The sequence below is a fragment of the Rathayibacter sp. AY1D9 genome (genome assembly GCF_002932395.1).
GTDB lineage: Bacteria > Actinomycetota > Actinomycetes > Actinomycetales > Microbacteriaceae > Rathayibacter.
On the sequence record NZ_PSVQ01000016.1, the window covers coordinates 41,411 to 67,623 of the forward strand.

Here is a 26,213-nt window from a genome sequence, read left to right on the forward strand (position 1 = left end):
GGCGCGGGGTGCGCTCAGCCACGGAGCGCAGCGATCGCGGAGTAGCTGCGGGAAGCGGCCTCGAGGGAGTTCCCCGTGCTCGGCGGCGTCGCCAGCGTGGGAGCGGTGTCCTGCTCCCAGACGCCGAAGCGCTGGCCGCGGTCGCGCAGCTCCGAGAGGAACGCCTGGTAGGGCAGGTTGCCCGCGCCGAACTCGACGATGTCGTAGCCGTTGGTGTTGGCGTTGTTCGTCTTGCCGTCCTTGAGGTGCAGGATCGGGTAGCGGCGCGGGTTGCGCTTGATGTAGTCGAGCGGCTCGAAGCCCGGGTAGAGCTTCTTGCCGACGTACGCCCAGTAGACGTCCATCTCGAGGTACACGTGACGCGGGTCGGTGTTGTCGTAGAAGAGGTCGTACAGGCGGGTCTTGGGGTCGTCCGTGGCGAACCCGAACTCACCGGCGTGGTTGTGCTGGTAGAGCTTCATGCCCGCGGCCGAGACCTGCTGGCCCCACTTGTTCCACTCCTCCGCCGCGGCGAGGTAGCCCGCCTTGGTGTTGACGTTGGTGGGCGCGTTGCCGGTGCCGAGGTGCGGCGTGCCGAGGATCTGCGCGATCTCGATCTGCTTGCCCAGCTCCGAGCGGAGGAGGTTGGTGCCGACGTGCGAGCCGACGGCGCGGAGGCCGTTGTCGTCGAGCAGCTGGCGGATCTGCTGCGGGGTGATCGCTCCGACGTTGCCCTGGGTGTACCCGGCGAACTCGATCTCGCTGTAGCCGATGCGGCCGAGCTCCTCGAAGACGGCCCGGAAGCCGAGCGACGAGACCTTGTCGCGGACGCTGAAGAGCTGGATGCCGATGCGGTTGATCGGGACCAGGCGCGTGGATCCGGACGAGGGCGCGGGGGCGGCCGTGGCGGGTGCCGCGAGGGCTCCCGCTCCGACGCCGACCGCGACGGTCGATGCGGCCAGGGCCGTCATCAGCGAGCGCCGGCTCATCGGCTTGGCCGTGATGGATGCGTGGTGGTGGTGCATCATTTCTCCTTCGAAATGGCAGATGGTGCAGGGGGTGGGGGGCCGGCCGGCCCGGTCGAGCCGGCCGGCCCCTGCGCGGGGGCTACTGCTGGACGGTGAGGTTCAGCAGCGCCGACGCGGCGTTGGTGTCCGCCGTGGCGGTGTGGGTGACGGTCAGCTTGTAGCTGCCCGCCGCGAGCTTCGGGAGCGTCACCACGACGTGCCCGTTCTCGTCGAGGGTCCCGGTGAGCATCGCGACGGTGGAGAGGTTCCTCTTCACCATCACGCTCACCTGACCGGTGCCGGCGACACCCGTCGAGGACTTCGCGTCGACCGTGACCTGCGCGCTGGCGCCCGGCTTGACCGGGTTGGGCGAGACGGTCGCGGTGAGCTCCGAGGCGGCCTTCGAGACGATCAGGCGGGCGGTGCCCTCCGAGGCCTTGAAGGTGGCGTCCGAGCCGTACGCCGCACGGAGGGTGTGGGTGCCGGCGCCGAGGGTCTTCGGCAGGGCGAAGGTCGCCTTGCCGTCCTTCAGCGTCGCGCGGCCCAGCTCGGTGGCGCCCTCGTAGAGGACGACCTCTCCGCCGGGGTTCCCACCCTGACCGGTGACCGTGACGGTCGCCTCGCCGGGTGCCCCGAAGGTCACGCGGGGAGCCGAGAGCGCCACAGTGGTGGTCGACGCGGCGGTCGGGGCGTTCGCCGCGGCCAGGTCGATCGTGAACTTCACCGTGCCGACCGCCGAGACGTTGCCGCCGGTGTCGGTGGCGCGGTACTGGATCGTCCGGGTGCCGTTCGTGGTGAACGGGACCGTGTACGCGCCGTTGACGGCGCGGACCGTGGTCCACGTCGTGCCGTTGTCGGCGGAGTACTGGACGGTGGAGAGCGCTCCGTTGTCCGTGGCGGTGAGGCCGAGGGTCACGGGCTTGTTGTAGACGCCGCCGACGCCCGCAGGCGCTGCCGGGTCGAGGGTCGCCGCGACGGTCGGAGCCGTCTTGTCACCGGCGCCGGCACCCTGGAAGGTGAGGGAGTCGAGCGACAGGCCGTTGGGCGAGGTCACGTAGAGCGAGCCGGTGCCGCGGGGGACGTTGGTGCCGAAGGGGACGAGGACGTCCTTCCAGCCGGCTCCCGCGGGGATGGTCGCTGTTCCGAAGGGCGCTGCGTCGGCAGCGTTCCAGCGGAGGTCGACGGTGCCCTCACCGGTGGCGCGGACCACGACGCCGGTCAGGTTGGCGAAGTTCACCGGGTCCCAGCGCAGGAAGGATCCCGCACCGAGTCCGCTGACGGCGTTGCCGCCGCTGGCGGTGGTGTCCGCGTAGGGCAGGACGCCCTCACGGGCGGCGTGCTCCGCCTCCTGCGTCTTCGGGTTCAGCCGCAGCGTCGCCTCGGCCGCAGCAGGGGGCAGGCCGTTGAAGCCGCCGTCCGTGTAGGTCACGACGACGGTGCCGTACAGCAGCGCGCCGGGGCCGTGCTCGGGCGAGTCCTTGGACGTCGGGAACGCTCCCTTGGCACCGGTGCCGGTGACCTCGGGGTGGGCGTGCTCGTCGTGGCCGAGGCCGTAGGTCCAGCCCACGCGGCTGCTGACGATCTGGTCGCCGTCCTCAGCGTCCTTGCCGGTCACCTGGTAGGGGATCGCGTCGCCCCAGCTGAAGAACGAGCCGTTGCCGGGCGTCTGGATCTGGATCTGCGGCGCCTGGTTGCCGACCGAGATGACCCGCGAGGTCAGGCTGAACTTGCCCTTGGCGTCGGTGACGCGCAGACGGGCCGTGAACTGTCCGAGCTCGGTGTAGGTCTTCTTGACGGTCACTCCGGTGGCGTCGAAGGTGCCGTCGCCGTCGAAGTCCCAGTCGTAGGTGAGCGCGTCGCCCTCGGGGTCGGTCGATCCCTTGGCGTCGAACGTGACCTCGAGCGGGGTCTGCGAGGCGGACAGGGGGGTCGCGGTGAAGCGGGCCTGCGGCGCCTTGTTGCCCTCGGCGTAGTCGATCCGGTACAGGCCCGCGTCGGGGTTGGCGCGGAAGAATCCGTCGCCGTACTCGATCACGTACATCGACCCGTCGGGGCCGAACTCCATGTCCATCGGGTTGTCGTGGATCGGCTGCGCGGCCTGGCTGAGCGCCGCGTTGGGGAGGAAGTCCTCGATGTGCGTGACCGCGCGGTCCTCATCGAGCGTGAACGCCGCGATGTAGTCCTGCGAGAACTCGCCGAAGAAGGTCTTCTTGTCCCAGTACTCCGGGAACTTCGACGTCGAGGTGTTCTCCGCGTCGAAGTGGTACACCGGTCCGCCCATGGGGCCCTGGCCGGTGCTGGTCCCGAAGTTGACGAGCTCGTCGAACGGCTGGTCGCCGGGGTTGTCGCCGTAGTAGACGGTCGCCGCCTTGGCGTCCGGGATGTCGACGAGGCCGGTGTTCCAGCGCGAGTTGTTCTTCAGGTTCTCCGGGTCGAAGAAGCCGCGGGGCGTCGACGTCTCGAAGTTCCACTCGTTGTACGGCGCGTTGGGTCCGTGGACGTAGGGCCAGCCGGAGTTGTGCGGCTCGTCCAGTCCGGTCGCGTTCCACTCGACGAGGCCCATCGGGCCGCGGACGCCGTCGGCCGCAGCGGCCTTCGTGGCGTCGGGGCCGTAGTCGCCCCAGGAGAGGGTGTTCGTCTCGGCGTCGACGTCGATCTTGAACGGGTTGCGGACGCCCATCACGAAGATCTCGGGGCGGGTCTTCTCGGTTCCCACCGGGAAGAGGTTGCCCTCGGGGATCGTGTACGAGCCGTCCTCCTGCACGGTGATCCGGAGGATCTTGCCGCGGAGGTCGTTCGTGTTGCCGGCGCCTCGACGCGAGTCGAAGCCCGGGTTCATGCGGGGCGCGTCATTGTTCGGCGCGAAGCCCGCGGCACCCGGAGCGCTCGCCGGCGTGTTGTCGCCGGTGGAGAGGTACAGGTTGCCGTCGGCGTCCCAGTCGAAGTCGGCACCCACGTGGCAGCACTGCCCGCGCTGGGTCTCGATGTCGATGATCTTCTGCTCGCTCGCGAGGTCGAGGCCCGAGCCGGTCCACTTGAACCGGGAGAGGCGGTTGATGCCCTTCCACTGGTCCCAGTAGCTGTCGGTCGCGCCCTCGGGCAGCATGTTCGGAGCCGCGCCGGTCGGGGTGTTCCCGGGGGGCGCGTAGACGAGGTAGACCCACTTGTTCTCGGCGAAGTCGGGGTCGATGCCGACGGACTGCAGCCCGTCCTCCGAGTTCTGGTACACGGGGATCGTGTTGACGACACGGGTGGTGCCGGTCTTGGGGTCGGTGTGGCGGATCTCGCCGTTCCGAGCGGTGTGGAGGACCGACTTGTCCGGGAGGACGGCCAGGTCGAGGGGCTCGCCGACGTTCTTCGTCAGCAGGACCTTCTCGTAGTTGCTCCAGTCGAGAGCGGATGCTCCGCCCTCGGAACCGTGGTCCACTCCGTCGTGGGCCGAGGCGGGCAGGCCGAGGGCGGTGAGTCCGGAGACCGTCACCATCCCGGCGATGCCGAGTGCGAGAAGACGCCTGATGCTTCTTCTCGAGGATCGCTTACCATTCATGCGTGATGTGATTCCTTCAATGAGGTGTTCATCGCAGAGGCCGGGTCCGTCGCTGTCCGCACGACTGAGCGGATCCGGTCTCCTCCTGTCCGGCCCTGGGGCCGGTGTCTTGCACTCCTCCTCCTCTCGCGGATGCCGGTGGCGCTGCGCTGCGGGTCGTCAGTGATCCCGGGGCGGCGCCGAGGTGGGGGCCGGCGCGGGATGGTTCCCGCGCCGACCCGGGCTGGTGGGGCCGATCAGGACTCGAAGGCCGAGGGCAGGTACTCGGAGACGTTGTCCTTGGTGACGACCGGCGCGAAGAGCTGGATCTGGCGCGGGACGCCGAGCGAGCTGGTGTCGGCCATCGACTTGTTCTGCTCGACGAGGCGGGCGAGCTTGATGCCGTCCGCGGCCTGGGTCGAGGGGTAGACGACCGTGGCCTTGACGACGGAGTCGTCGGCCTCGATCGCGCGCATCACGTTGGCCGAGCCGGCGCCGCCGACGAAGAGGAACTCGTCGCGTCCGGCGGTGTCGATCGCCGCGAGGACGCCGACGCCCTGGTCGTCGTCGTGGTTCCAGATGGCGTCGATCTTCGGCGCGGCCTGGAGGAGGTTGGCCGCGGCCTGCTCTCCGCCCTGGACGGTGAAGTCGGCGGCGACGCGGTTGTCCACGTCGAGTCCGCAGCCCTCGAGCGCGTCCGAGAAGCCCTGGCTGCGCTCCTGGGTCAGCGGGAGGGAGTCGATGCCGGCGATCTCGGCGACGACGGCGTCGGGGTTGTCGCCGAGCTCCTCGCAGATGTAGGTGCCGGCGCTGACGCCCATGCCGTAGTTGTCGCCGAGGATGGTCGACCGGGCGGCGAAGGGGCTGGAGAACTCGCGGTCCACGTTGATGACGGTGATGCCCGCCTCCATCGCCTGTGTGGCGACCTGCGTGAGCGCCGCTCCGTCGATCGGCAGGAGCACGATCGCGTCGACGCCGTCGTTGATGAAGGTCTCGACCTGGCTGATCTGGAGGTTGACGTCGTTGGTGCCCTCCGCGGTGCGGAGCTCCACGTCGTCGTACTTCTCGGCCTCGGCGATGGCGGCGCGGCTGACCGCGCCCATCCAGCCGTGGTCGGCGGCGGGAGCGGTGAAGCCGATGACGACGTTGTCGCCGGAGGCGTCGTTGTCCGAGGCGGCCACGGCGGCGGCGGTCCCGCCGGAGGCGGCGTTGCCGGTCTCGACCGGGGCGTTCGAGATGCAGCCGGTGAGCATGAGCGCGACGGCGCCGAAGGCGACGCCGGCCGAGCCGAGTCGGGCGGTGCGGGAGAGGCGGCTGCGGGTGAAGGGGCGTGCGGGCATGGAAGTGATCTCCTTCGATCGATCCGAGGGGTCCGAGGGCACACGTGTCCTGCGGAGAGGTGACCTGAGTGGTCGGGTGGGTTGCTGTGTGTGGAGGAGCGGGGCCGGAGCCCCGGGGTCAGGACTTCCTGCCGCGGGCGGCGAACCGCTGCTGCAGCAGGACGGCGGCGACGATGATCGCGCCCTTCGCGACGGCCTGAGTCGAGGTCGACATGTTGTTCTGCGTGAACACGTTGGTCAGGGTCGTGAAGATGAGGACGCCGAACACGGTGCCGACGATGGTGCCGCGGCCGCCGGCCAGCAGCGTGCCTCCGACGACGACCGCCGCGATGGCGTCGAGCTCGTAGAGGAGGCCGTTGGTCGAGCTGCCGGCGGTGGTGCGGGCGAGCATCATGACGGCGGCGATGCCGGCGGTGAGCCCGGCGAGGCCGTAGACGTACATGGTGTGACGGCGGACCTTGATGCCTGCGAGACGGGCCGCCTCCGGGTTGCCGCCGACCGCGATGGTGCGGCGGCCGAAGGTGGTGCGGTTGAGCAGGATCCAGCCGGCGACGGCGACGACCACGAAGATCAGCACGAGCACCGGGATGCCGAGCACGTCGGCGCGGAAGAAGTCGAGGAACGGCGTGACCGTGACGACCTGCGTCTGGCGGTTCGAGATCAGCTCGGCGAAGCCGCGGGCGGCGACGAGCATCGCCAGGGTCGCCATGAAGGCGACGACCCGGCCGTAGGCGATCAGCGCGCCGTTGATGAGGCCGCAGACGAGGCCGACGACGACCGCGGTGAGCACGATCACCAGCCAGGAGGTGTTGGCCGCGTAGTACTGGGTCGAGACCGTGCTCGCCCAGACCGTCGCGAGCCCCATCACGGAGCCGACCGAGAGGTCGATGCCGCCGGAGGTGATGACGAAGGTCATCCCGATGCTCAGCACGCCGATGACCGCGGCGAGGCGGAGGATCGTGAGCACGTTGTCGACGCTGGCGAAGCGCTCGCCCGCGGTCGCGAATCCGACGATGCAGAGGATCACCAGCGCGAGCAGCAGCCCGACGTTGCGGCCGAGGGAGCCCTGCATGAGGCGGGCCATCCCGGAGCGGGAGTCCTTGGACGGCACGCCCCCGGAGGAGCCTCCCGTCGCGGCCGACGCGTGACGGGCGGCGTCCTCCTGCGGACCGCCGATCGACGGCGACGCGGTGTCGAGCTGTCCGCTCACGCTGCACTTCCTTCCATGACGAGATCGAGCACGCGGTGCTCGTCGATCGAATCGGCCGGGCCCTCGTGGACCACGGCGCCGTCGGAGATCACGAGCACTCGGTCGGAGAGTCCGAGGACCTCGCCGATCTCGCTGGAGACCACGAGCACGGCGGCGCCGTTGGTCGCGAGGTCCCTGATCAGGGTGTAGATCTCGGCCCGTGCGCCGACGTCGACCCCGCGGGTCGGCTCGTCGAGCAGCAGGACGCGGCAGCCGCGCACGAGCCAGCGGGCGAGGAGCGCCTTCTGCTGGTTGCCTCCGGAGAGGGTGCGGGCGTCGCGGTCGACCCCGGAGGGCCGCAGGTCGAGGGAGACCGCCTGCTCGGCCGCCGCCGCGCGCTCGGAGCGCTCGTCGAGGAAGCCGCGCTTGGCGAAGCGGTCGAAGGTCGAGAGGGTGATGTTGCGGTAGACCGGCTCGTCCAGGAGCAGGCCCTGGCTCTTGCGCTCCTCGGGGCAGAGGCCGATGCCGGCGTCGACCGCCGAGGTGACGGAGCCGGCGCGCAGGCGCTTGCCCGCCACGCTGACCGTCCCGGTGCTGGCGCGGCGCGCCCCGTAGATGGTCTCGAGGATCTCGGATCGGCCGGAGCCGACCAGCCCCGCGAGGCCGACGACCTCGCCGGCGCGGATCTCGAGGGAGACGTCCGAGAAGGAGCCCTGCAGGCCCAGCTTCTCGACCTTCAGCAGCGTCTCGGCCTCGACGTCGAGCTCCTGGCGGTCCGGGAAGACGTACTCGACCGCGCGGCCGGTCATCAGGGTGATGAGCTTCGAGGTGGGGGTGTCGGCGACCGCGAGGTTCTGCGCGACGGTCGCGCCGTCCTTGATCACGGTGATCCGGTCGCCGATGGCGCGGATCTCGTCGAGGCGGTGCGAGATGTAGACGATGGCGACGCCGGAGGCGGTGAGCTGGCGCACCACGTGGAAGAGGTTCTCCACCTCCTCGGAGTCGAGCACCGCGGAGGGCTCGTCCATGATGATGACCCGCGCGTCGTGCGAGAGGGCGCGGGCCATCTGCACGATCTGCTTGCCGGCGGCGGAGAGCGTGCCGACCTCGCGGTTCGGCGAGATCTCGGAGTGGCCGAGGCGCTCCATCAGCTCGCGGGTGATCCTCGTGGCCTTCGCCCGGGCGGTGAAGCCGCCGCGGGAGAGCTCGTGGCCGAGGAAGATGTTCTCGGCGACGGAGAGGCCGTCGACGACGTCGAGCTCCTGGTACATCGTCGCGATGCCCAGGGCGAGGGCCGCCGTCGGGGACGGGATCGTGACGACGTTCCCGTCGACGAGGATCTCGCCCTCGGTGGGCTGGTGGGCCCCGGCGAGGGTCTTGATGAGGGTGGACTTGCCGGCGCCGTTCTGGCCGAGGAGGCAGTGCACCTCACCGGGTCGGACATCGAGGTCGACGCCGTCGAGAGCACGGGCGCCGGGGAAGACCTTCACGATGCCGCGCATCTGCAGAAGCAGCTGCTGAGACTCGTCGGAGGTGCGGGGAAGAGGCTGTGCAGCAGTGCTGCGGGGGTCTGCGGTGACCATGCGGATGAAGCTACTTCCACTTACGTCGCGGGTCAAGCAAAAGTTCTGAACCGATTCGAAGGCGGTTCGAGTGATCGCCCAGTCGCCCCGAGGGCTTCCTGCTACCGCGTCAGGGCTGGGATCCGCGGGATTACGCGACATCTGACGGCGGCGGTTGAGACATTCCGTCCGTGATAGAGCGCTCTCCGAACCCTATGAACGCGCTCATGTCCGTGCAGCCCGGGCGCGTCGCCCCGGAGGCGGCCTCGCCGAGCGCGGTAGCGCCCGCGCCCCGACCCGTGGCAGGGTCGTACGGCCGACGAAAGGACGACGATGTCGAACGACCGAGCCCTGCGCGTCGCGATGGTAGGGACTGCCTTCATGGGCCGCACCCACTCGCACGCCTGGCGCACCGCCTCCCGCTTCTTCCCCCTCCCCCTCCGCCCCGAGCTCGCCGTGCTCGTGGGGAGCAACCCCGACTCGACCGCCGAGCGCGCCGAGCGGCTGGGCTGGAGCGAGGCCTCCACCGACTGGCGGGCCGTCATCGCCCGCGACGACATCGACCTCGTCGACATCTGCACCCCGGGCGACACCCACGCCGAGATCGCCATCGCGGCCCTCGAGGCCGGCAAGCACGTGTTGTGCGAGAAGCCCCTCGCCAACTCCGTCGAGGAGGCGGAGCGGATGGTCGCCGCGGCCGCCGCCTCCGGGAAGGTGGCGATGTGCGGCTTCAGCTACCGTCGCACCCCGGCCCTCGCCCTCGCCAAGCGCTTCATCGAGGAGGGCCGCCTCGGCGACATCCGCCACGTGCGCGCCCAGTACCTGCAGGACTGGCTGTCCGACTCCGAGGCGCCGCTGACCTGGCGCCTGCAGAAGGAGCGCGCCGGCTCGGGCGCCCTCGGCGACATCGGCGCGCACAGCATCGACACCGCCCAGTGGCTGACCGGCCGCGGCATCACCTCGGTCTCGGCGACGCTGCGCACCTTCACCACCGAGCGCCCCGTGCTCAGCGAGCAGGTCGGCCTCGGCGGCCGCGCCGGTGCCGACGCCCCGCGCGGCGCCGTGACCGTCGACGACGCCGCGGCCTTCACCGCCTCCTTCGAGGGCGGCGCCCTGGGCGTCTTCGAGGCGACCCGCGTCGCGACCGGCCGCCGCAACGCCAACCGGATCGAGGTGAACGGCGAGCTCGGCTCGATCGCGTTCGACTTCGAGCGGATGAACGAGCTCGAGTACTACGACGCCCGCGACCCCGAGGAGGCGCAGGGCTTCCGGCGCATCCAGGTCACCGAGCCGGCGCACCCGTACATGGCGGCCTGGTGGCCGACCGGGCACGGCATCGGCTACGAGCACCTCTTCACGCACCAGGTCGTCGACCTCGTCGAGGCGATCGCCGGAGGCACGGCGGTCACGCCCACATTCGCCGACGCCCTCGACGTGCAGCGCGTCCTCGAGGCGGTCGCCACCAGCGCCGGCGCGTCGTCCGTCTCCACGCCGGTCGCCCGCTGACCCGCCCGTCCCCTCCCCGCGAGGTGCCGCTCCGGTACGCCTCCCCCGGCGTGTCGCGTGCCGAAGCGGCGTCTCACGGAAGGTGGCGACGGGCGCGGGGAGTCACAGTCGGCGCCGTGCGCCGATCCTGCGCCATAATGCGCCTATGAGCAAGAAGATTGACGCTGCGCATCGCGCACTGGTAGAGGCCCTCGACAAGCACGCCCGACTCGTCTCGGACAAGGAGTCGAAGCCGCGGAAGGTCGAACTGGCCGGAGCCGAGCTCCGCGCCGCGACGAAGGCGTACGCCGCGCTCGTGTCCGCGCGCACCGGCGCCGCGAGCCCCTTCGCCGATCTGGCCGACCCCCGCCTGGACAAGCCGACCATCGCGTCGCTCCGGGCCGAGCGCGACGCGATAGCGAAGCGGATCGCCAAGCACGAGGCGTCGGCGGGCGAGGACGGCGCGCTCGCGAGCTGAGCGTCCGGCGCGGCGCGGTCAGGCGCTGAGCAGCCGTCACAGCGCGATCCCGCGGTGAGCGCGCGCTTCCTCTGCCTCCGAGTCGCCGTGTTACGCGCGGGTTCCGCGCGGGTCCGACCGCCTTCGTAAGGTGATCCCCGGGATCCGCGCAGTCGCGGCGCCGAGCGACCGGAGGCCGGTCGCAGCGCCGGCGGTGACCAGCACCGCCCGGTCGGCACCGCGTGCCCGGATCCTCTCCACGGAAGGATCCCCACAGCCATGACCCTGCGCACCCGACTCCTCGCGACCTCCGCGATCGCCGCCTCCGCCGCCCTGCTCCTCGCCGGCTGCTCCGGCGCGGGCGGCGGCGACGACACCGTCCGCATCGGCGTGGTCGGCGCGAGCGACCCCTACTGGGCCACCTACGAGAAGGCCGCCGCCGACGCCGGGATCGACGTCGAGATCGTCGACTTCAGCGACTACAACCAGCCCAACCCCGCCCTCACCGAGGGCGAGATCGACCTCAACCAGTTCCAGCACATCGCCTACCTGGCGCAGTACAACACCTCGGCCGACGCGGATCTCGTGCCGATCGGCGCGACCGCGATCTACCCGCTCGGCCTCTACTCCTCGCAGTACGACGACGTCGCGGACATCCCCGCCGGTTCCACCGTCGCGATCCCCAACGACGAGACCAACCAGGCGCGCGCGCTGCTGGTGCTGCAGTCGGCCGGGCTCGTCGAGCTGAAGGACGGCGGCGGAGTGCTCTCGAACGTCGACGACGTCGAATCCTCCTCGAAGGTGGAGGTCACCGCGCTGGAGGCCTCCCTCACCCCGACGTCGCTCCCGGACGTGGCCGCCGCGATCATCAACAACGACTTCATCGAGAACGCGGGCCTCAAGGCCTCGGACACGATCGCCCAGGACGACCCGAGCGACCCCGCCTCCCTGCTCTACACGAACATCTTCGCCGCCCGAGCCGACGACGCCGAGAACGAGACCTACACGAAGCTCGTCTCGGTCTACCAGGACAGCCAGGACGTGCTCGACGGCGTCTCGGAGCAGTCCGGCGGCACCGCGGTCTTCCTGAAGACCCCCGCCTCCGAGCTGGAGACCTCGCTCGAGTCCGCCGAGACCGACATCTCCGCCGCCTCCTGACTCCGGCACCCGCGGCACCGCGCCGGTCGGATCCTCCGCTCGCGGAGCTCCCCACCGGCGCGGTCCCGCGCCTCCCCCGCAACAGAAAGGGCGCCCCGTGCCGCTCATCCGCATGACCGACGTGCGCAAGGTGTACCCCGGCGCAGGGCGCGGCGCCGCCCCGACCGCGGCCGTCGACGGCGTGAGCCTCGAGATCGAGGCGGGCGACGTCTACGGCGTGATCGGCTACTCCGGCGCCGGCAAGAGCACGCTCGCGCGCCTCGTCAACGCCCTCGAGCCCGCGACCAGCGGCAGCATCGAGATCGACGGCCGCGAGACCATGGGGCTGCCCGAGCGCGAGCTGCGTCGGCTGCGCCTGGGCATCGGGATGATCTTCCAGCAGTTCAACCTGTTCGGCTCGAAGACCGTGGGGCAGAACGTCGCCTACCCGCTGCAGGTCGCGGGCGTCCCGCGGGCGGAGCAGCGCGCCCGCGTCGACGAGATGCTCCGCTTCGTCGGCCTGAGCGACAAGGCGCGCAGCCACCCGGAGCAGCTCTCGGGCGGGCAGAAGCAGCGCGTCGGCATCGCCCGCGCCCTCGCCGCCTCCCCGCGCATCCTGCTGGCCGACGAGGCCACCAGCGCGCTCGACCCGGACACCACCGGCGAGGTGCTCGCCCTCCTCCGCCGCATCAACGAGGAGCTGGGCGTCACCATCGTCGTGATCACCCACGAGATGGACGTGGTCCAGCAGCTCGCGACGAAGGTCGCGGTGATCGAGTCGGGCCGCATCGTGGAGCGCGGGCCCGTCTTCGACGTGTTCTCGGCCCCGCGCGAGCCGGTCACCCGCCGCTTCGTCTCCACGGTCGTCCGCTCGGTGCCCTCACCCGCGGAGGCAGCCGTGCTGCGCGCGCGCCACCGCGGCCGGCTGGTCACGCTCTCGTTCTCGGACGACTCCGCCTCCCAGGGCGACGTCTTCGCCGAGGTCGCGGCCGCCGGTGTGCCGCTCGAGCTCGTCTACGGCGGCATCACCGACGTCCGCGGACGGGCCTTCGGCCACCTCACGGTCGCCCTCGACGCGCCGGACGGCGTCGTCGACCCCCTCCTCGCCCGCCTCGGCGGACGCGTCGCCCTCACGGAGGTGCCCCGATGAACGAGCTGATCCCGCTCCTGCCCAAGCTCGTCCAGGCGACCGGCGAGACGCTCTACATCGTCGCGCTGAGCCTCCTCTTCGGCGGGCTCGGCGGACTGCTGATCGGGCTGGGCCTGGCGCTCACCCGCGGCGGCGCCCTCTACGCGAACCGGGTGGTCCACGGACTGCTCAACGTGATCGTGAACGTGTTCCGGCCGATCCCGTTCATCATCTTCATCGCCGCGGCCCAGCCGCTGGCCCGGCTGGTGGTCGGCTCCGGCATCGGCACGGACGCGATCGTCTTCACCCTCTCGCTCGGCGCCGCCTTCGGCATCGGGCGGATCGTGGAGCAGAACCTGCTGACCGTGCAGCCCGGCGTGATCGAGGCGGCGCGGTCGGTCGGAGCGAGCCGGTTCCGGATCGTCCGCACGGTGCTGCTGCCGGAGGCGCTCGGTCCGCTGATCCTCGGCTACACGTTCGTGTTCGTCGCCGTGATCGACATGTCGGCGGTCGCCGGATACATCGGCGCCGGCGGGCTCGGCAACTTCGCGATCCAGTACGGCTACCGGCAGTTCGAGCCGGTCGTCACCTGGGCCGCGGTGCTCGTGATCATCGTGATCGTGCAGCTGGTGCAGCTGCTCGGCAACGTGCTGGCCCGGCGCGTCCTGCGCCGCTGAGGCCGCCCCCCGCACCAACGCGAGACGCCACTCCGGTTCGCGACACGCAAGGGTCGCTGTACCGGAGCGGCGTCTCGTGGAAGCCCGTCCGCCGGGGCGGGAGGCGTCAGTAGCGCGGCTTGCGCTCCGGGCGCTCGCTCGAGCGGCTCGGGCCGCTGGGGCGTGCGCCGCGGTCGGCGCCGGCGCGGCTCGGACGGCGGTCCGGCTTCAGCTCGATCAGCTGGCCGCTGATGCGGGTGTCGGCGAGGCGGTCGAGCACGTCCTGGGGCAGGTCGGCCGGCAGCTCCACGATCGAGAAGTCCGGGCGGATGTCGATGTGCCCGAAGTCGCCGCGGTTGAGGCCGCCCTCGTTCGCGAGCGCGCCCACGATCTGGCGGGGCTCGACGCGCTGGCGGCGGCCGACCTCGATCCGGTACGAGGCGAGGTTGCTGTTCGCCGGGCGCTGACGGCGCTCGGGACGCTCGCCCCGGTCGCCGCCGCGGTCGAAGCGGTCGCCGCGCTCGGGGCGGTCGCCGCGGTCGGGCCGGGAGTCGCGGTCCTCGCGCTCGCGACGGGCGAAGCGGGGGTCGTCGGGCGAGAGCAGCAGCGGCTCCTCGCCCTGCGCGACGATGGCCAGCGCGGCGGCGACGTCCGACTCGACCACGTCGTGGTGCTCGACGTAGTGGCCGATGATGTCGCGGAAGCGCTGCAGGCGCTCGGTGTCGGCGAGCGCCGCGGTGATCGCGTCGTCGAAGCGCGAGAGGCGGGTGACGTTGACGTCCTCGACGCTCGGCATCCGCATCTCGGTCAGCGGCTGGCGGGTGGCCTTCTCGATGGCGGCGAGGAGGCGGCGCTCGCGCGGCGTGACGAAGCTGATCGCCGCTCCGCTGCGCCCCGCGCGACCGGTGCGGCCGATGCGGTGGACGTACGACTCGGTGTCGATCGGGATGTCGTAGTTGACGACGTGGCTGATGCGCTCGACGTCGAGACCGCGGGCGGCGACATCGGTCGCGACGAGGATGTCGAGCTTGCCCGACTTCAGCTGCTCGACGGTGCGCTCGCGCTGGGCCTGGGCCACGTCTCCGCTGATCGCCGCCGCGGTGTAGCCGCGGGCGCGCAGCTTCTCGGCCAGCGTCTCCGTCTCGCTCTTCGTGCGGACGAACACGATCATGCCCTCGAAGTTCTCGACCTCGAGGATGCGGGTGAGGGCGTCGACCTTCTGCGGGTAGGACACCATCAGGTAGCGCTGGGTGGTGTTGACGGAGGTCGTGGTCTTGTTCTTGACCGTGATCTCCTCCGGCTCCTTCAGGTACTTGCCGGAGATGCGGCGGATCTGCGCGGGCATCGTCGCCGAGAACAGCGCGATCTGCTTCTCGACGGGGGTGTCGGCGAGGATCGTCTCGACGTCCTCCGCGAAGCCCATCTTGAGCATCTCGTCGGCCTCGTCGAGAACCAGGAACTTCAGCTGCGAGAGGTCGAGGGTGCCCTTCTCGAGGTGGTCCATGATGCGGCCGGGCGTGCCGACGACGACGTGGACGCCGCGGCGGAGCGCGGAGAGCTGGGTGCCGTAGCCCTGGCCGCCGTAGACGGGGAGGACGTGGACGCCGCGGAGGCCGGACGCGTAGCGCTCGAACGCCTCGCACACCTGCAGCGCGAGCTCGCGGGTCGGGGCCAGCACGAGGGCCTGCGGCGTCTTCTGCGAGACGTCGAGGCGCGAGAGGATCGGCAGCGCGAACGCCGCGGTCTTGCCGGTGCCGGTCTGGGCGACGCCGAGGACGTCGCGGCCGGAGAGGAGGGACGGGATCGTCGCGGCCTGGATGGCCGAGGGCGTCTCGTAGCCGACCTCCTTGAGGGCCTTGAGGACCGGGTCGGAGAGACCGAGGTCGGAGAAGGTGAGCGTGGGGGCGCTCTCGGAAGCGGTGTCGGCTTCGGGGGCGGAATCGGGGGTATCGGTGGACGCCATGGTGCAACGGTAGTGCTCCGGCGGCGCCGCCGTCCGAGGGAACCCCGAACGCTCGGGCGATCCCGACCCTCCGGAGGCGCCTCGAGCGCCCGTCACGGGGTGAAGTCGAGCAGCACCTTGCTCGAGCGCGAGGCGTCGCGGGCGAGCTCGAAGGCCTCGAGCGCGCGCTCCAGCGGCAGCACCTGTGTGACCACCGGCGCCACCGCGAGGCTCCCGTCGGCGAGCGCCGCCAGCACCTCGTCGATCTCGTCGACGAAGCGGAAGGAGCCGATCAGGCGCAGCTCCCGGGTGATCGCGAGCGAGATCAGGGCCGGCTGCTCGCCCGAGGGGAGGAGTCCCACCATCACGACGGTGCCGCCGCGGGCGGCGCCCCGGACGGCCGAGGCGAGGCCGCGCGGGCTGCCCGAGGACTCGAAGACGACGTCGGCCGCGACCTCGGCGATCGCGTCGGCTCGGTCGCGCGGATCGTCCGGGTCGCGCCGACCGCCCGGGCGATCGCGAGGGGCTCCTCGGCCAGGTCGACGGCGACGATCTCGGCCGCCCCCGCCCGCTTCAGCACGGCGACGATCAGCGCCCCGATCGGGCCGCTGCCGATCACCAGCGCGCGCCGTCCCGACACTTCACCCGCGCGCGACACCGCGTGCCAGGCGACGCTCGCCGGCTCCGCGAGCGCCGCCTCCCGGAGCCCGAGACCGGCGGGCAGCTCGCGGAGCATGCGCGCCGGCAGCACCGCGTGGCGGGCGAACGCGCCCTGGGTGTGCGGCATCCGCGCGGCGCTGCCCAGATAGGTGCCCTCGGTCGCGAGGTTGGGGCGCCCGTCGGGCCACTCGCCGCGAGCGGTCGCGGGGTGCACGGCGACGGCCGCGCCGACCGGGGGTCCGGAGCCGTCCGCCGCTGCCTCGACGACCGTGCCGACCACCTCGTGGCCGAGCGTCAGCGGCTCGCGGAGGATCGACTCGCCCGCGGCGCCGTGCGTCCAGTAGTGCAGATCGGAGCCGCAGATCCCGCCGTACGCGACGGCGACGAGGGCCTCGCCGGGGCCGCGCGGCGCGAGCGGCGCCTCCTCGACGCGGAGGTCGCCGGCGGCGTGGACGACGACGCGGGTGGTGGAGGCGGGGACGAGCGCGGTCATGCGGGTTCCGTTCGGTGGGTCGAGGGGTGGCTCAGACGACGACGGTCATGCCGCCGTCGATGAAGACGACCTGCCCGTTGACGTAGTCCGAGCCGTCGGAGGCGAGCCAGACGGCGGGGCCGATCAGGTCCTCGACGCGGCCCCAGCGCGCGGCGGGCGTGCGGCCGAGGATCCAGCTGTTGAACGCCACGTCGTCGACGAGGCCCTGCGTCATCTCGGTGTGGATGTACCCCGGAGCGATCGCGTTGACCTGGATGCCGTGCTGCGCCCACTCCGCCGTCATCGCGCGGGTGAGGTTGCGGATCCCGCCCTTCGAGGCGGTGTAGGGCGCGATCGTCGGCCGCGCGAGATCGGCCTGCACCGAGGCGACGTCGACGATCTTCCCGGCGCCGCGCGGGATCATCCGCTTCGCCGCCGCCCGGCCGACCACGAAGGCGCTGGTGAGGTTCGTGCGCAGCACCCGCTCCCAGTCGGCGACCTCGAGCTCGAGCAGGGGCACGCGGTGCTGGACGCCGGCGTTGTTGACCAGGATGCGCAGCGGGCCCACCGCCTCCTCGATCCAGGCGACGCCCGCCTCGGCGGCCGCGTCGTCGGTGACGTCGGCGGGGAGCGCTCGCGCGCGGAGGCCGGGCCGAGACGTCCCGCTGCGCGCCGGGACGCCGGCGAGGGGCGGTGTCTCGGCGAGGGGCGGTGTCTCGGCACTGACGGGCAGCGGGAAGCCGGCGCCTCACCGCTGCCGGGCGCGTGAGCACGGCAGCTCGGCGGAGAGGCGCCGCGCGAGAGCAGCCTCCGCGCGTCGGCGCAAGGGCCCCCGCTCCGGGCGTCCCCGACCTAGCGTCGGAGGATCGGCATCATCGAGCGAAGGAGCACGACATGGCATCAGGAGTCGCAACGGTCTGGGTCCCCGTCACGGACATGGAGCGGGCGGTCGCGTTCTACCGCGACACGCTCGGCCTCGAGGTCAAGGACACCTCGGACGACTGGTCGGAGCTGGACGCCGGCGGGCTGATGATCGGCCTGAACGCCCGCGAGTCGGCCACGGTCGCGGAGCAGGGCGGGGCGGTCATCTCGTTCCAGCCCGAGGGCTCGATCGAGGACGAGCTGGAGCGCCTCACGGCGCGGGGCGCGTCGATCGAGGGCGAGATCAGCGACCACGAGTGGGGCCGCATCCTCCCCTTCAAGGACTCGGAGGGCAACGACCTCCAGTTCTACTCGCCGCCGCAGAGCTGAGCGGAGGACCGCCGTCGAGGCGGCCGCGACGAGCGGCGGGCGGGCCGGAGCCGGAGGGCTGCGGTCCGCCCGCCGCTGTGCGTCGCGCGGCCCGTCGGTCCTCGCGCAGGCGCGTCGCCCGGCCGGTCCGATCCTCGGATCGTCTCTCCGCCGCACGTGAGGCCCTTCTCCCAGCTCGCCTCCGCACCTGAGGTCCTAGGATCAGCTGTCCGCCGCATCTGCGGACTCCAGATCCGGAGGTCCCCGTGCATCGTCGCCTGCTCTCCCTCGTCCCGGCCGCTGCCGCGCTCCTCCTGCTCGCGGGCTGCTCCGCTCCGTCGACCCCCGCCGGCGACGCGGCCACCGGCGGCGCGACGTCCTCGGCCGGCGGCTCCATCACGGTCTTCGCCGCCGCCTCGCTGAAGGGCGCGTTCACCGAGCTCGCCACGGGGTTCGAGGCCGCCGAGCCCGGCGCGCAGGTCGAGCTCTCCTTCGCCGGCTCCTCCGACCTCGCGACGCAGATCGTCAACGGCGCCCCGGCCGACGTCTTCGCCTCCGCCGACGAGCGCACGATGTCCACCGTCGCCGAGGCCGGGCTCGTCGACGGGGACCCGGTCGACATCGCCACGAACACGCTCGAGATCGCCGTGCCTCCCGGCAACCCGGCGCAGGTCGTCTCGCTCGCCGACCTCGCCCGGCCCGGGACCGCCACCGTCGTCTGCGCGCCGCAGGTGCCGTGCGGAGCAGCAGCCGTCGCGGTCGAGCAGGCCGCCGGGGTCGACATCTCCCCCGTGAGCGAGGAGTCGTCGGTCACCGACGTGCTCGGCAAGGTGTCCTCGGGCGAAGCGGACGCCGGGCTCGTCTACGCGACCGACGTCCGCGGGGCCGCGGGCTCGGTCACCGGCATCCCCTTCGCCGAGGCCTCGGAGGCGGTGAACACGTACCCGATCGCGGCGCTGACCGGAGCGGGCGACCCGGCCACGGCGGCGGCCTTCGTCGCGTACGTCGCCTCCGACGCCGGGCGCGCGGTGCTCGCGGCGGCCGGGTTCGGAGCGCCGTGAGGAGCGTCGCGGCGCCGGAGGAGAGTTGCAGGACGGTCGGCGGGTCGGTCATAGGAGGGTCGTAGGACGGTCATCGGAGGCGCAGAGCCCCGGCCGCAAGGGTTGCTCGCGACGGACACCACGATCGACGAGGAGCACGACCATGACCCGCATCCCGGAGCCCCGCAGCACGCCCGACGGACCGGCCTACGAGGGCCGCCGCCTCGACCGCCCCGAGGAGGAGGTGGTCGACCAGGGCCTCCCGTTCGACGTGGGGACCCTCTTCTCGCGGCGCGGCGTGCTGACGCTGGTCGGTGCGGGGGCGGCGACCCTCGGGCTCGCGGCGTGCGCCACCGGAGGATCGGGATCCGCCTTCTCCGCCGCCGCGACCGCCACCGCGACTCCCAGCGCGACCGCCACGGCCGGGGCCGGCACCGCGGTCGCCGGCGAGATCCCCGACGAGACGGCCGGCCCCTACCCGGGCGACGGCTCGAACGGGGTCGACGTCCTCGAGCGCTCCGGGATCGTCCGCAGCGACCTGCGCACCAGCATCGGCGGCGGCGCGACGGCCGACGGGGTCCCCCTGGCGCTCACTCTGACGATCCTCGACGCGGCGAGCGGGGGCGTGCCGTTCGCCGGAGCCGCCGTGTACGTCTGGCACTGCGACGCGAACGGGGACTACTCGATGTACTCCAGCGGCGTCGAGGACGAGACGTACCTCCGCGGCGTGCAGGTCGCCGACGCGTCGGGCGTCGTCTCCTTCGCCTCGATCGTCCCGGCCTGCTACTCCGGCCGCTGGCCGCACATCCACTTCGAGGTGTACCCGGGAGTGGACTCGATCACCGACGCGTCGAACGCGATCGCGACCTCGCAGGTCGCCCTGCAGGAGGAGGCGTGCACCGCGGTCTACGCCCTCGAGGCGTACGCGGGCTCGGCCGCGAACCTCGCCCGGGTCGGCCTGGACTCGGACTCCGTCTTCGGCGACGACGGCGGAGCCCTGCAGCTCGCGGCGATGTCCGGCAGCTCGGCGTCCGGCTACTCCGCGGCACTCACGGCGAGCGTCGACACCCGCACCGCGCCGACCGCGGGCGCCGCACCCCGCAGCCGCTGAACCCCCGTCCTCCTCCGCGAGACGCCGCTCCGGTCCGCGACACGCCGACGGCGGCGTACCGGAGCGGCCTCTCGCGAGAGGGGAACGGGCGTCAGCGCAGGAGGCGGCGGGCGACGGCCACGGCGCCGAGGGCGGCGAGGACCCAGGGGCCGCCGACGAGCAGCGGGTCGAGGATCTGGTGGCGCACGTCGGTCCGGCCGCGGCGCGAGGCGATCGGGTGCGCGTGCGCCTCGGCCAGCACACCGGTCTCGGTGATCGGATCGTCCGGCCGTGTCGTGAGCAGCGAGCGGAGGTGCGCCCCGGTCGACTCCACCCGGTCGCCCAGCACGAGCAGCAGCCAGTGCGCGTGGCGCCCCTCGCTGAACCGGTCGTAGGCGTAGCGGCGGATCGCGCCCGAGATCCCGTGGAGGGGCTGCGCCGTGCCGAAGACGGCGGGCAGCTCGAGGTGCTCGATGCTCTTCTCGCGACGGCCGTGCGTCCGCATTTTCTCCGGGCGCTCCCAGTGCGCGCCCGAGACGAGGTCGCTGCGCTCGCGGGGGAAGGCGGGGCGGTCGGCGGGATCGAGGTCGGCGCCCCAGCCCGGGATGCGGGCGCGCAGCTCCTCGGCGGTCGGCACGCGGACGGGGCGGTCGGCGGTGTACGGCACGGGATCCTCCTACGGGACGACGACGGTCTTGATGCAGCCGTCGAGCTTGGACGAGAACAGGTGGTACCCCTCGGCGATGTGCTCGAGCGGGATGCGGTGCGTGATCAGGTCGCTGGGCGTGATGTGCCCGGCCCGGATGTGCTCGAACAGGCGCGGCCACTGCCGGGTGACGGGGGCCTGGTTCATCCGCAGGGTGAGGCCCTTGTTGACGGCGTCGCCGAACTTGACGGCGCTCGCGAGCGGACCGTAGGCGCCCATCACCGAGACGGTGCCGCCCTTGCGGACGCCGTCGATCGCCCAGTTGAGCGCGATCGGCGAGCCGCCCTGCAGCTTGAGCTTGGCGCCGGTGACGTGCTGGAGGAGGTTCCCGTCGGCCTCCGCGCCGACCGCGTCGATCACGACGTCGGCGCCGAGCCCGCCGGTTGTCTTCTTGAGGGTGACGACGAGGTCGTCCTCCTCGGTGTAGTCGATGGTCTCGGCGAAGGCGAAGTCGCGGGCCTTGGCGAGGCGGTGGTCGATCTGGTCGACGACGATGACGCGACCGGCGCCCATCAGCCAGGCGGAGCGCGCGGCGGCCAGGCCGACCGGTCCGGCTCCGAGCACCACGACCGTGTCGCCCTCGACGATGTCGCCGAGCTGCGCGCCGAAGTAGCCGGTCGAGAAGGCGTCGGTGAGCATCAGGGCGTCCTCGTGCGGCAGCCACTCGGGGATCCTCGTCGGACCCACGTCAGCGAACGGGACGCGCACGTACTCCGCTTGCCCGCCGTCGTAGCCGCCCGCCGAGTGCGAGTAGCCGTAGATGCCGCCGATCGCGGTGGCGTTCGGATTCACGTTGTGGCAGTTGGAGTAGAGGCCGCGGGAGCAGAACCAGCAGGAGCCGCAGTAGATGGTGAAGGGGACCATCACCGTGTCGCCGACGCTGAGGTTCTGCACCGACGAGCCGACCTCGTCGACCACGCCGATGAACTCGTGGCCGAAGGTGTGGCCGATCCGTGTGTCCGGGAGCAGCCCGTGGTAGAGGTGCAGGTCGGATCCGCAGATCGCCGCCATCGTCACCCGGACGATCGCGTCGTTCGGGTGCTCGATCCTCGGCCGGTCCTTCTCCTCCACGCGGACCTTGTAGGGCCCCCGGTAGACCATCGCGCGCATGCCGCCTCCTGTGTCGTCGTCCCTTCAGCGTGCGTCGTGCTCCCGCCGGTCCTCCAGGGGGTTGCGCGCGCGGCCCGGGATCCCCAGCGCCCGTTCCTCCGCGTTCCTCTCCTCCCTCTCCACAAGATGCCGTGCGGGTACGCGGCGCGCCGGAGGAGGCGCACCGCGGCGGCGCCTCGTGGAGAGGAGAGGGACACGGCACAGGCTCAGCCGCGGACGTAGGATCGACTCCATGCCGCAGATACGGATCAGGGACGCCGCCGCCGCGCTCGGCGTGAGCGACGACACGCTGCGGCGCTGGATCGAGAACGGGACGCTCGAGAGCGCGAAGGACGCGTCCGGGAGACGCGTCGTCGACGGCCTCGAGGTCGCCCGGCTCGCCCGCGCGAACGCCGTGCTGCCGGAGGATCCGTCCCCGGTCGCGCGCTCGGCCCGCAACCGCTTCGTCGGGATCGTCACCGGCATCGTGATGGACACCGTGATGGCGCAGGTCGAGCTGCAGTGCGGGCCGCACCGCGTGGTCTCGCTGATGAGCAGCGAGGCGGTCCGCGAGCTCGGGCTCGAGCCCGGGTCTCCCGCGGTGGCGGTGGTCAAGGCGACCACGGTCATCGTCGAGACGCCGCTCGCCCGCGGCTGATGCGCACCGGGTCCGGCCTGCCGCGCTGGGTCGTGGCCGTCGCCGCGCTCGGCGCCCTGCTGGTGCTGCTCCCGCTCGCCGCGATCCTCGCCCGCGTCGACTGGCCGCAGTTCCTGCCGCTGATCACCTCCGACTCCTCCGTCGCCGCGCTCCTGCTGAGCCTGCGCACCTCCGCCGTCGCGACCCTGCTGTGCCTGCTGCTCGGCACCCCGATGGCCCTCGTGCTCGCCCGCACGGCCTTCCCCGGCCAGCGCCTGCTCCGCTCGCTGGTGCTGCTGCCGCTGGTGCTCCCGCCGGTGGTCGGCGGGCTGGCGCTGCTCTTCACCTTCGGGCGGATGGGCCTGCTCGGCGGCGCGCTGGAGGCCCTCGGCGTCCGCATCGCGTTCTCGACCACCGCCGTCGTGATCGCGCAGACCTTCGTGGCCCTGCCGTTCCTGGTGCTGACGCTCGAGGGCGCGCTGCGCAGCGCCGGCGCGCGGTACGAGTCGGTCGCCGCGACGCTCGGCGCCTCCCCCGGTACGGTGCTCCGGCGGATCACGCTGCCGCTGATCCTGCCGGGCCTCGCCTCGGGCGCGATCCTCTCGTTCGCGCGGGCGCTCGGCGAGTTCGGAGCGACGCTGACCTTCGCCGGCAGCCTCGAGGGCACGACGCGCACCCTCCCGCTCGAGATCTACCTGCAGCGCGAGAGCGATCCGGACGCGGCGGTCGCCCTCGCGCTGGTGCTCGTGGTGGTCGCGGTGCTCGTGATCGGTCTCGCGCACGGCCGCTCCGCCCGGGGGGTGCCGCGGTGAGCCTGCTGCTGGAGGCGCGGCTCGCGGCGCGCGGGATCGACGTGCGGATCGACGTGGCCGAGGGCGAGACGATCGCGCTGCTCGGGCCCAACGGCGCGGGCAAGTCGACCGTGCTCGAGCTGATCGCCGGCCTCGTCCGTGCCGACTCCGGGCGGGCGACCGCCGGCGGCGAGCTGCTCTTCGATGACCGCCGGTGGACTCCTCCGCACCGGCGCCCCGTCGCCCTGCTGGCGCAGGATCCGCTGCTGTTCCCGCACCTCAGCGTGCGCGAGAACGCGGCGTTCGGTCCGCGCAGCGCCGGCGCCGGGCGGGCGCGGTCCCGCGAGCGGGCGGAGCGCGAGCTGGCCGCCGCGGGCGTGGCCGACCTGGCCGACCGGCGCCCGGGGAGCCTCTCCGGCGGCCAGGCGCAGCGGGTCGCCCTCGCCCGGGCCCTCGCGACCGACCCGCGCCTCCTGCTGCTCGACGAGCCGCTGGCCGCGGTCGACGCCCGGACCGCCCCGGTCCTCCGCCGGATGCTCCGCGAGGTGCTCGCCGACCGCTCGGCGATCGTGGTCACCCACGACGTGCTCGACGCCTGGACCCTCGCCGACCGGGTTCTGGTGCTGCACGGCGGCCGGGTGGTCGAGGAGGGGCCGACCGCCCGCGTCCTCACGCGCCCGCGCACCGCGTTCACCGCCGAGCTCGCCGGGCTCGAGCTGCTCGAGGGCGTCCGCACCGCGACGGGTCTGCGCACCGCCGACGGGCACGAGCTGTCCGGAGTCGCGGCCGAGCCGGTCGCGGTCGGCGCCGCGGTGCTCGCCGCGGTCCGTCCCTCCGCCGTCTCCGTCGGAGAGGGAGGCCTCCGCGCCGTGATCACCGACGTGGAGCAGCGGGGAGACGCGGTGCGGGTGCGCAGCGCGCTCCTGACCGCCGACGTCCCGGCGGCCGACGCGGCGCGCCTCGACCTCGCGCCCGGCCGCGAGGCAGGCTTCACCGTCGCTCCGCAGGATCTGCTGGTCTACCCGGCGTGAGGGGCGGGCACGAGGAGACGGCTCGCCATCCGGCATGAATCCGTCCCTCGGACCGCCCTGTGCTCGACGCGAGGGACGGCGGGAGCGCCCGTCCCGTTACTCCGCCCCGCCGCCGTCCGCGTCGGACAGCGGGAGCCGCGCCCTCAGCCGCGCCCCCGCCAGCACGGGCGAGTCCGAGAGCTCCAACGAGCCCCCGTAGACCGCGAGCTGCCGCTCCAGCCGCGCCAGGCCCGAGCGCGTCGACCCCTCGACGAGTCCGCGGCCGTCGTCGTCGAGGGTGAGCACCACGACGCCCGCCTCCTCGTCGCCGCGCACCCGCAGCGAGGAGGCGCCGCCGTGCTTCAGCGCGTTGGTGACCGCCTCCTCCAGGAGCCGGACCAGGAGCATCCGCTGGTCGAGCGGCGCCTCGGCGCCCTCGGCGGCGAGCGCCGGGATGCGGCCGAGGTCGAGGTCGACGGCGATCTCGGGAGGGAGTCGCGCGACGAGGTCGCGGACGGCGGGGACCAGGCCGTGGTCGATCTCGACCGGGTAGAGGGCGTGGCCGACCGCGCGCACCTCGTCCTCGCGGAGGCGGTCGAGCCGGGCGGCGATGGCGAGCAGCCGCTCCGAGGCCGCCTCGTCGGATGCGCTCGCGACCGCGTGCAGCTCGGCGGTCAGCACCACGAGTCCGTTCTGGAGGCCTCCGTGCAGGCTCTGCGCGACGTCGCGCCGCACCCGCAGCTCCTCCCGCTGCAGGGCCTGCACCGCCTCGAGCGCCTGCACGGAGGCGCGGGCGTGCTCCCGCTCCTTCTCGCGCACGCGCCGTGCCGCGCGCACGAGCAGGTAGCCGTAGGCGGTGATCAGCGCGATCACCGTGGATCCGACGACCAGCTCGACCGCGAGAGCGGGGAGGGCCGAGAGCGGGTAGACGCCGGTCAGCACCTGGAGGCAGCAGCGGACGAGTCCCATCCCCGCGGCGATGACCGCCGTCCGGGCCACGCGGGCGCCGCCGGTCGAGCGCTCGGGGCGCAGCACTGCGACCAGGGCGATCGCGAGCCCGATCGTCGACACGTTGACCAGGACGCGCGTCGTCACGTCGAGCAGCGGCCCCGGATCGACGCCCCGCAGCGTCCGCGACAGCATCCCGAGCGCGAAGACGGCCTGGAGCGCGGCCAGCAGCGAGAGGACGCCGCCCAGGAGGGCCATCGCTCCGAGGACGATGCGGTTGTCCTCGCGCGCGTCGCGCGGGCCGGCGCTCATCCGGTGTGCTCGAGGAAGAGGAGCGTCGCGTCGACCCGCGGGTTGCGCTCGCCGTCCGACCGCACGCCGAGGCCCGCGTAGACGGCGTTGACGTGGTTGTCGACCGAGCGGACCGCGATGCCGAGGCGCTCGCCGATCGCGGCGTTGGTCAGCCCCGATGCGAGACCCGAGAGCACCTCGTACTGGCGCGGGCTCAGCGCGGCGACCGGGGAGTCGCGGCGGGCCGCGCGGGCGGCGACCAGCGCCGGATCGAGCACGGTGCGGCCGTCCGCCGTCGCGCGGACGGAGGCGAGCAGCGCGGGGGCGGAGAGGGAGGAGGTCTTCGAGAGGTAGCTCCAGCCGCGGGCCTCGGCGCGGTCGAGGCGGAGGAAGCGGTGCATCGCGTCGACGGCCGAGAGCAGGACGATGCCCAGCCCCGGCTCGGTGGGCCGCAGCCGGCGCCCGAGCTCGATGCCGTCCCCGTCGCCGAGCTCGATGTCGAGGATCGCCACGTCGAGCTCCGCGGGCCGCAGCACCGACCGCGCCTCCGTGGCGGATCCGCCCTCCACGACGCTCCGCACGCCCGGCACCGCGCGCAGCAGCGAGGACAGCATGTGCCGGTAGAGGGGCTGGTCGTCGACGACGGCCAGCCTGAGCTCCGGAACGCCCCCCACGGATGTCATCCGCCCATCTTCACCCATGCTCCGGAGGTCGAGGCGTCCCTCGACCGGGGGTCACCGCGCGAGGATCCGCGTCGGCTCGCGGGCGGCGGCGGGCGCCTGCCCCGTGAGCGGGGGGATCAGGAGTGACGGGGCGGGGTCGATGAGGCGGGTGCGGAGG

Annotated in this window: 22 protein-coding genes and 1 pseudogene; 11 read left to right on the forward strand and 12 right to left on the reverse strand. The window is 72.6% G+C overall.

Annotated elements, in window-relative coordinates; genetic code table 11:
- Nucleotides 1-14 precede the first annotated feature (14 nt).
- From C5C50_RS08730 to C5C50_RS08750, 5 genes are all read right to left on the reverse strand, one after another.
- Entirely contained in the window at nucleotides 15-1,004 is a 990-nt protein-coding gene (locus C5C50_RS08730) for a sugar phosphate isomerase/epimerase (RefSeq protein WP_219813837.1), read from the reverse strand.
- 82 nt (nucleotides 1,005-1,086) lie between these two features.
- Entirely contained in the window at nucleotides 1,087-4,533 is a 3,447-nt protein-coding gene (locus C5C50_RS08735) for a PQQ-dependent sugar dehydrogenase (protein ID WP_146085878.1), read from the reverse strand.
- 236 nt (nucleotides 4,534-4,769) lie between these two features.
- Nucleotides 4,770-5,852, reverse strand: coding sequence for a substrate-binding domain-containing protein (locus tag C5C50_RS08740; protein WP_104222461.1), 1,083 nt, complete (start codon nucleotides 5,850-5,852; stop codon nucleotides 4,770-4,772).
- 118 nt (nucleotides 5,853-5,970) lie between these two features.
- Nucleotides 5,971-6,936 (reverse strand): ABC transporter permease, encoded by a 966-nt coding sequence (locus tag C5C50_RS08745; protein WP_104222491.1) that lies wholly within the window; start codon nucleotides 6,934-6,936, stop codon nucleotides 5,971-5,973.
- Nucleotides 6,937-7,058: 122 nt separating this feature from the next.
- Nucleotides 7,059-8,543: a sugar ABC transporter ATP-binding protein gene (locus C5C50_RS08750; RefSeq protein ID WP_208543410.1), complete on the reverse strand. Its 1,485-nt coding sequence runs from the start codon at nucleotides 8,541-8,543 to the stop codon at nucleotides 7,059-7,061.
- Between the two features lie 393 nt (nucleotides 8,544-8,936).
- Between C5C50_RS08750 and C5C50_RS08755 the strand changes: the two genes are divergently transcribed.
- The 5 genes from C5C50_RS08755 to C5C50_RS08775 all read left to right on the forward strand — a co-directional run bounded on the left by C5C50_RS08755 (nucleotide 8,937) and on the right by C5C50_RS08775 (nucleotide 13,488).
- Nucleotides 8,937-10,109, forward strand: coding sequence for a Gfo/Idh/MocA family protein (locus tag C5C50_RS08755; RefSeq protein WP_104273275.1), 1,173 nt, complete (start codon nucleotides 8,937-8,939; stop codon nucleotides 10,107-10,109).
- 145 nt (nucleotides 10,110-10,254) lie between these two features.
- Nucleotides 10,255-10,566, forward strand: a complete 312-nt coding sequence (locus C5C50_RS08760) for a hypothetical protein (RefSeq protein ID WP_104260659.1) — start codon at nucleotides 10,255-10,257, stop codon at nucleotides 10,564-10,566.
- A 258-nt stretch (nucleotides 10,567-10,824) separates the two neighbouring features.
- Entirely contained in the window at nucleotides 10,825-11,703 is an 879-nt protein-coding gene (locus C5C50_RS08765) for a MetQ/NlpA family ABC transporter substrate-binding protein (protein ID WP_104273276.1), read from the forward strand.
- A 97-nt stretch (nucleotides 11,704-11,800) separates the two neighbouring features.
- Nucleotides 11,801-12,832 carry a methionine ABC transporter ATP-binding protein gene (locus tag C5C50_RS08770; protein ID WP_258067714.1) on the forward strand — a complete coding sequence of 344 codons (1,032 nt, stop codon included), beginning with the start codon at nucleotides 11,801-11,803 and terminating at the stop codon, nucleotides 12,830-12,832.
- Nucleotides 12,829-13,488 carry a methionine ABC transporter permease gene (locus tag C5C50_RS08775; RefSeq protein ID WP_104233527.1) on the forward strand — a complete coding sequence of 220 codons (660 nt, stop codon included), beginning with the start codon at nucleotides 12,829-12,831 and terminating at the stop codon, nucleotides 13,486-13,488. Before C5C50_RS08770 ends, C5C50_RS08775 begins: the two co-directional genes overlap by 4 nt.
- A gap of 106 nt (nucleotides 13,489-13,594) precedes the next feature.
- Here C5C50_RS08775 and C5C50_RS08780 read toward each other — a convergent pair whose 3' ends face one another.
- From C5C50_RS08780 to C5C50_RS08790, 3 genes and pseudogenes are all read right to left on the reverse strand, one after another.
- Nucleotides 13,595-15,430, reverse strand: a complete 1,836-nt coding sequence (locus tag C5C50_RS08780) for a DEAD/DEAH box helicase (RefSeq protein ID WP_104237941.1) — start codon at nucleotides 15,428-15,430, stop codon at nucleotides 13,595-13,597.
- Nucleotides 15,431-15,522: 92 nt separating this feature from the next.
- Nucleotides 15,523-16,562 (reverse strand): annotated as a pseudogene (locus C5C50_RS08785) (L-idonate 5-dehydrogenase).
- A gap of 31 nt (nucleotides 16,563-16,593) precedes the next feature.
- A complete protein-coding gene (locus tag C5C50_RS08790) occupies nucleotides 16,594-17,274 on the reverse strand; it encodes an SDR family oxidoreductase (RefSeq protein ID WP_104273277.1) in 681 nt (226 codons plus the stop codon).
- Nucleotides 17,275-17,435: 161 nt separating this feature from the next.
- Here C5C50_RS08790 and C5C50_RS08795 point away from each other — a divergent pair, with 161 nt between their 5' ends.
- The 3 genes from C5C50_RS08795 to C5C50_RS08805 all read left to right on the forward strand — a co-directional run bounded on the left by C5C50_RS08795 (nucleotide 17,436) and on the right by C5C50_RS08805 (nucleotide 19,922).
- Nucleotides 17,436-17,792, forward strand: coding sequence for a VOC family protein (locus C5C50_RS08795; RefSeq protein WP_104226592.1), 357 nt, complete (start codon nucleotides 17,436-17,438; stop codon nucleotides 17,790-17,792).
- 245 nt (nucleotides 17,793-18,037) lie between these two features.
- A complete protein-coding gene (gene modA, locus C5C50_RS08800; RefSeq protein WP_258067715.1) occupies nucleotides 18,038-18,832 on the forward strand; it encodes a molybdate ABC transporter substrate-binding protein in 795 nt (264 codons plus the stop codon).
- 142 nt (nucleotides 18,833-18,974) lie between these two features.
- The gene (locus C5C50_RS08805; RefSeq protein ID WP_104273278.1) at nucleotides 18,975-19,922 is read left to right on the forward strand and encodes an intradiol ring-cleavage dioxygenase; all 948 of its coding nucleotides are present in this window, start codon (nucleotides 18,975-18,977) and stop codon (nucleotides 19,920-19,922) included.
- 91 nt (nucleotides 19,923-20,013) lie between these two features.
- On the opposite strand, the gene C5C50_RS08810 is transcribed toward C5C50_RS08805, so the two are convergent.
- Both C5C50_RS08810 and C5C50_RS08815 read right to left on the reverse strand, forming a co-directional pair.
- Nucleotides 20,014-20,568, reverse strand: coding sequence for a hypothetical protein (locus tag C5C50_RS08810; RefSeq protein WP_104273279.1), 555 nt, complete (start codon nucleotides 20,566-20,568; stop codon nucleotides 20,014-20,016).
- A gap of 9 nt (nucleotides 20,569-20,577) precedes the next feature.
- Nucleotides 20,578-21,717 carry a zinc-dependent alcohol dehydrogenase gene (locus C5C50_RS08815; protein ID WP_104273280.1) on the reverse strand — a complete coding sequence of 380 codons (1,140 nt, stop codon included), beginning with the start codon at nucleotides 21,715-21,717 and terminating at the stop codon, nucleotides 20,578-20,580.
- A 232-nt stretch (nucleotides 21,718-21,949) separates the two neighbouring features.
- Here C5C50_RS08815 and C5C50_RS08820 point away from each other — a divergent pair, with 232 nt between their 5' ends.
- The 3 genes from C5C50_RS08820 to C5C50_RS08830 are packed head-to-tail and all read left to right on the forward strand — an operon-like array spanning nucleotide 21,950 to nucleotide 24,155.
- Nucleotides 21,950-22,354 carry a molybdopterin-binding protein gene (locus tag C5C50_RS08820; RefSeq protein ID WP_104222447.1) on the forward strand — a complete coding sequence of 135 codons (405 nt, stop codon included), beginning with the start codon at nucleotides 21,950-21,952 and terminating at the stop codon, nucleotides 22,352-22,354.
- A complete protein-coding gene (locus tag C5C50_RS08825; RefSeq protein ID WP_104222446.1) occupies nucleotides 22,354-23,145 on the forward strand; it encodes an ABC transporter permease in 792 nt (263 codons plus the stop codon). Before C5C50_RS08820 ends, C5C50_RS08825 begins: the two co-directional genes overlap by 1 nt.
- Nucleotides 23,142-24,155 (forward strand): sulfate/molybdate ABC transporter ATP-binding protein, encoded by a 1,014-nt coding sequence (locus C5C50_RS08830; protein ID WP_104222445.1) that lies wholly within the window; start codon nucleotides 23,142-23,144, stop codon nucleotides 24,153-24,155. The genes C5C50_RS08825 and C5C50_RS08830 overlap by 4 nt, the downstream gene beginning before the upstream one ends.
- Nucleotides 24,156-24,251: 96 nt before the next feature.
- Here the strand turns inward: C5C50_RS08830 and C5C50_RS08835 are convergent, their stop codons facing one another.
- Entirely contained in the window at nucleotides 24,252-25,394 is a 1,143-nt protein-coding gene (locus C5C50_RS08835; RefSeq protein ID WP_104273281.1) for a sensor histidine kinase, read from the reverse strand.
- Complete coding sequence (locus C5C50_RS08840; protein WP_104273282.1) at nucleotides 25,391-26,056, reverse strand: response regulator transcription factor; 666 nt, start codon at nucleotides 26,054-26,056, stop codon at nucleotides 25,391-25,393. The genes C5C50_RS08835 and C5C50_RS08840 overlap by 4 nt, the downstream gene beginning before the upstream one ends.
- Between the last annotated feature and the right edge of the window lie 157 nt (nucleotides 26,057-26,213).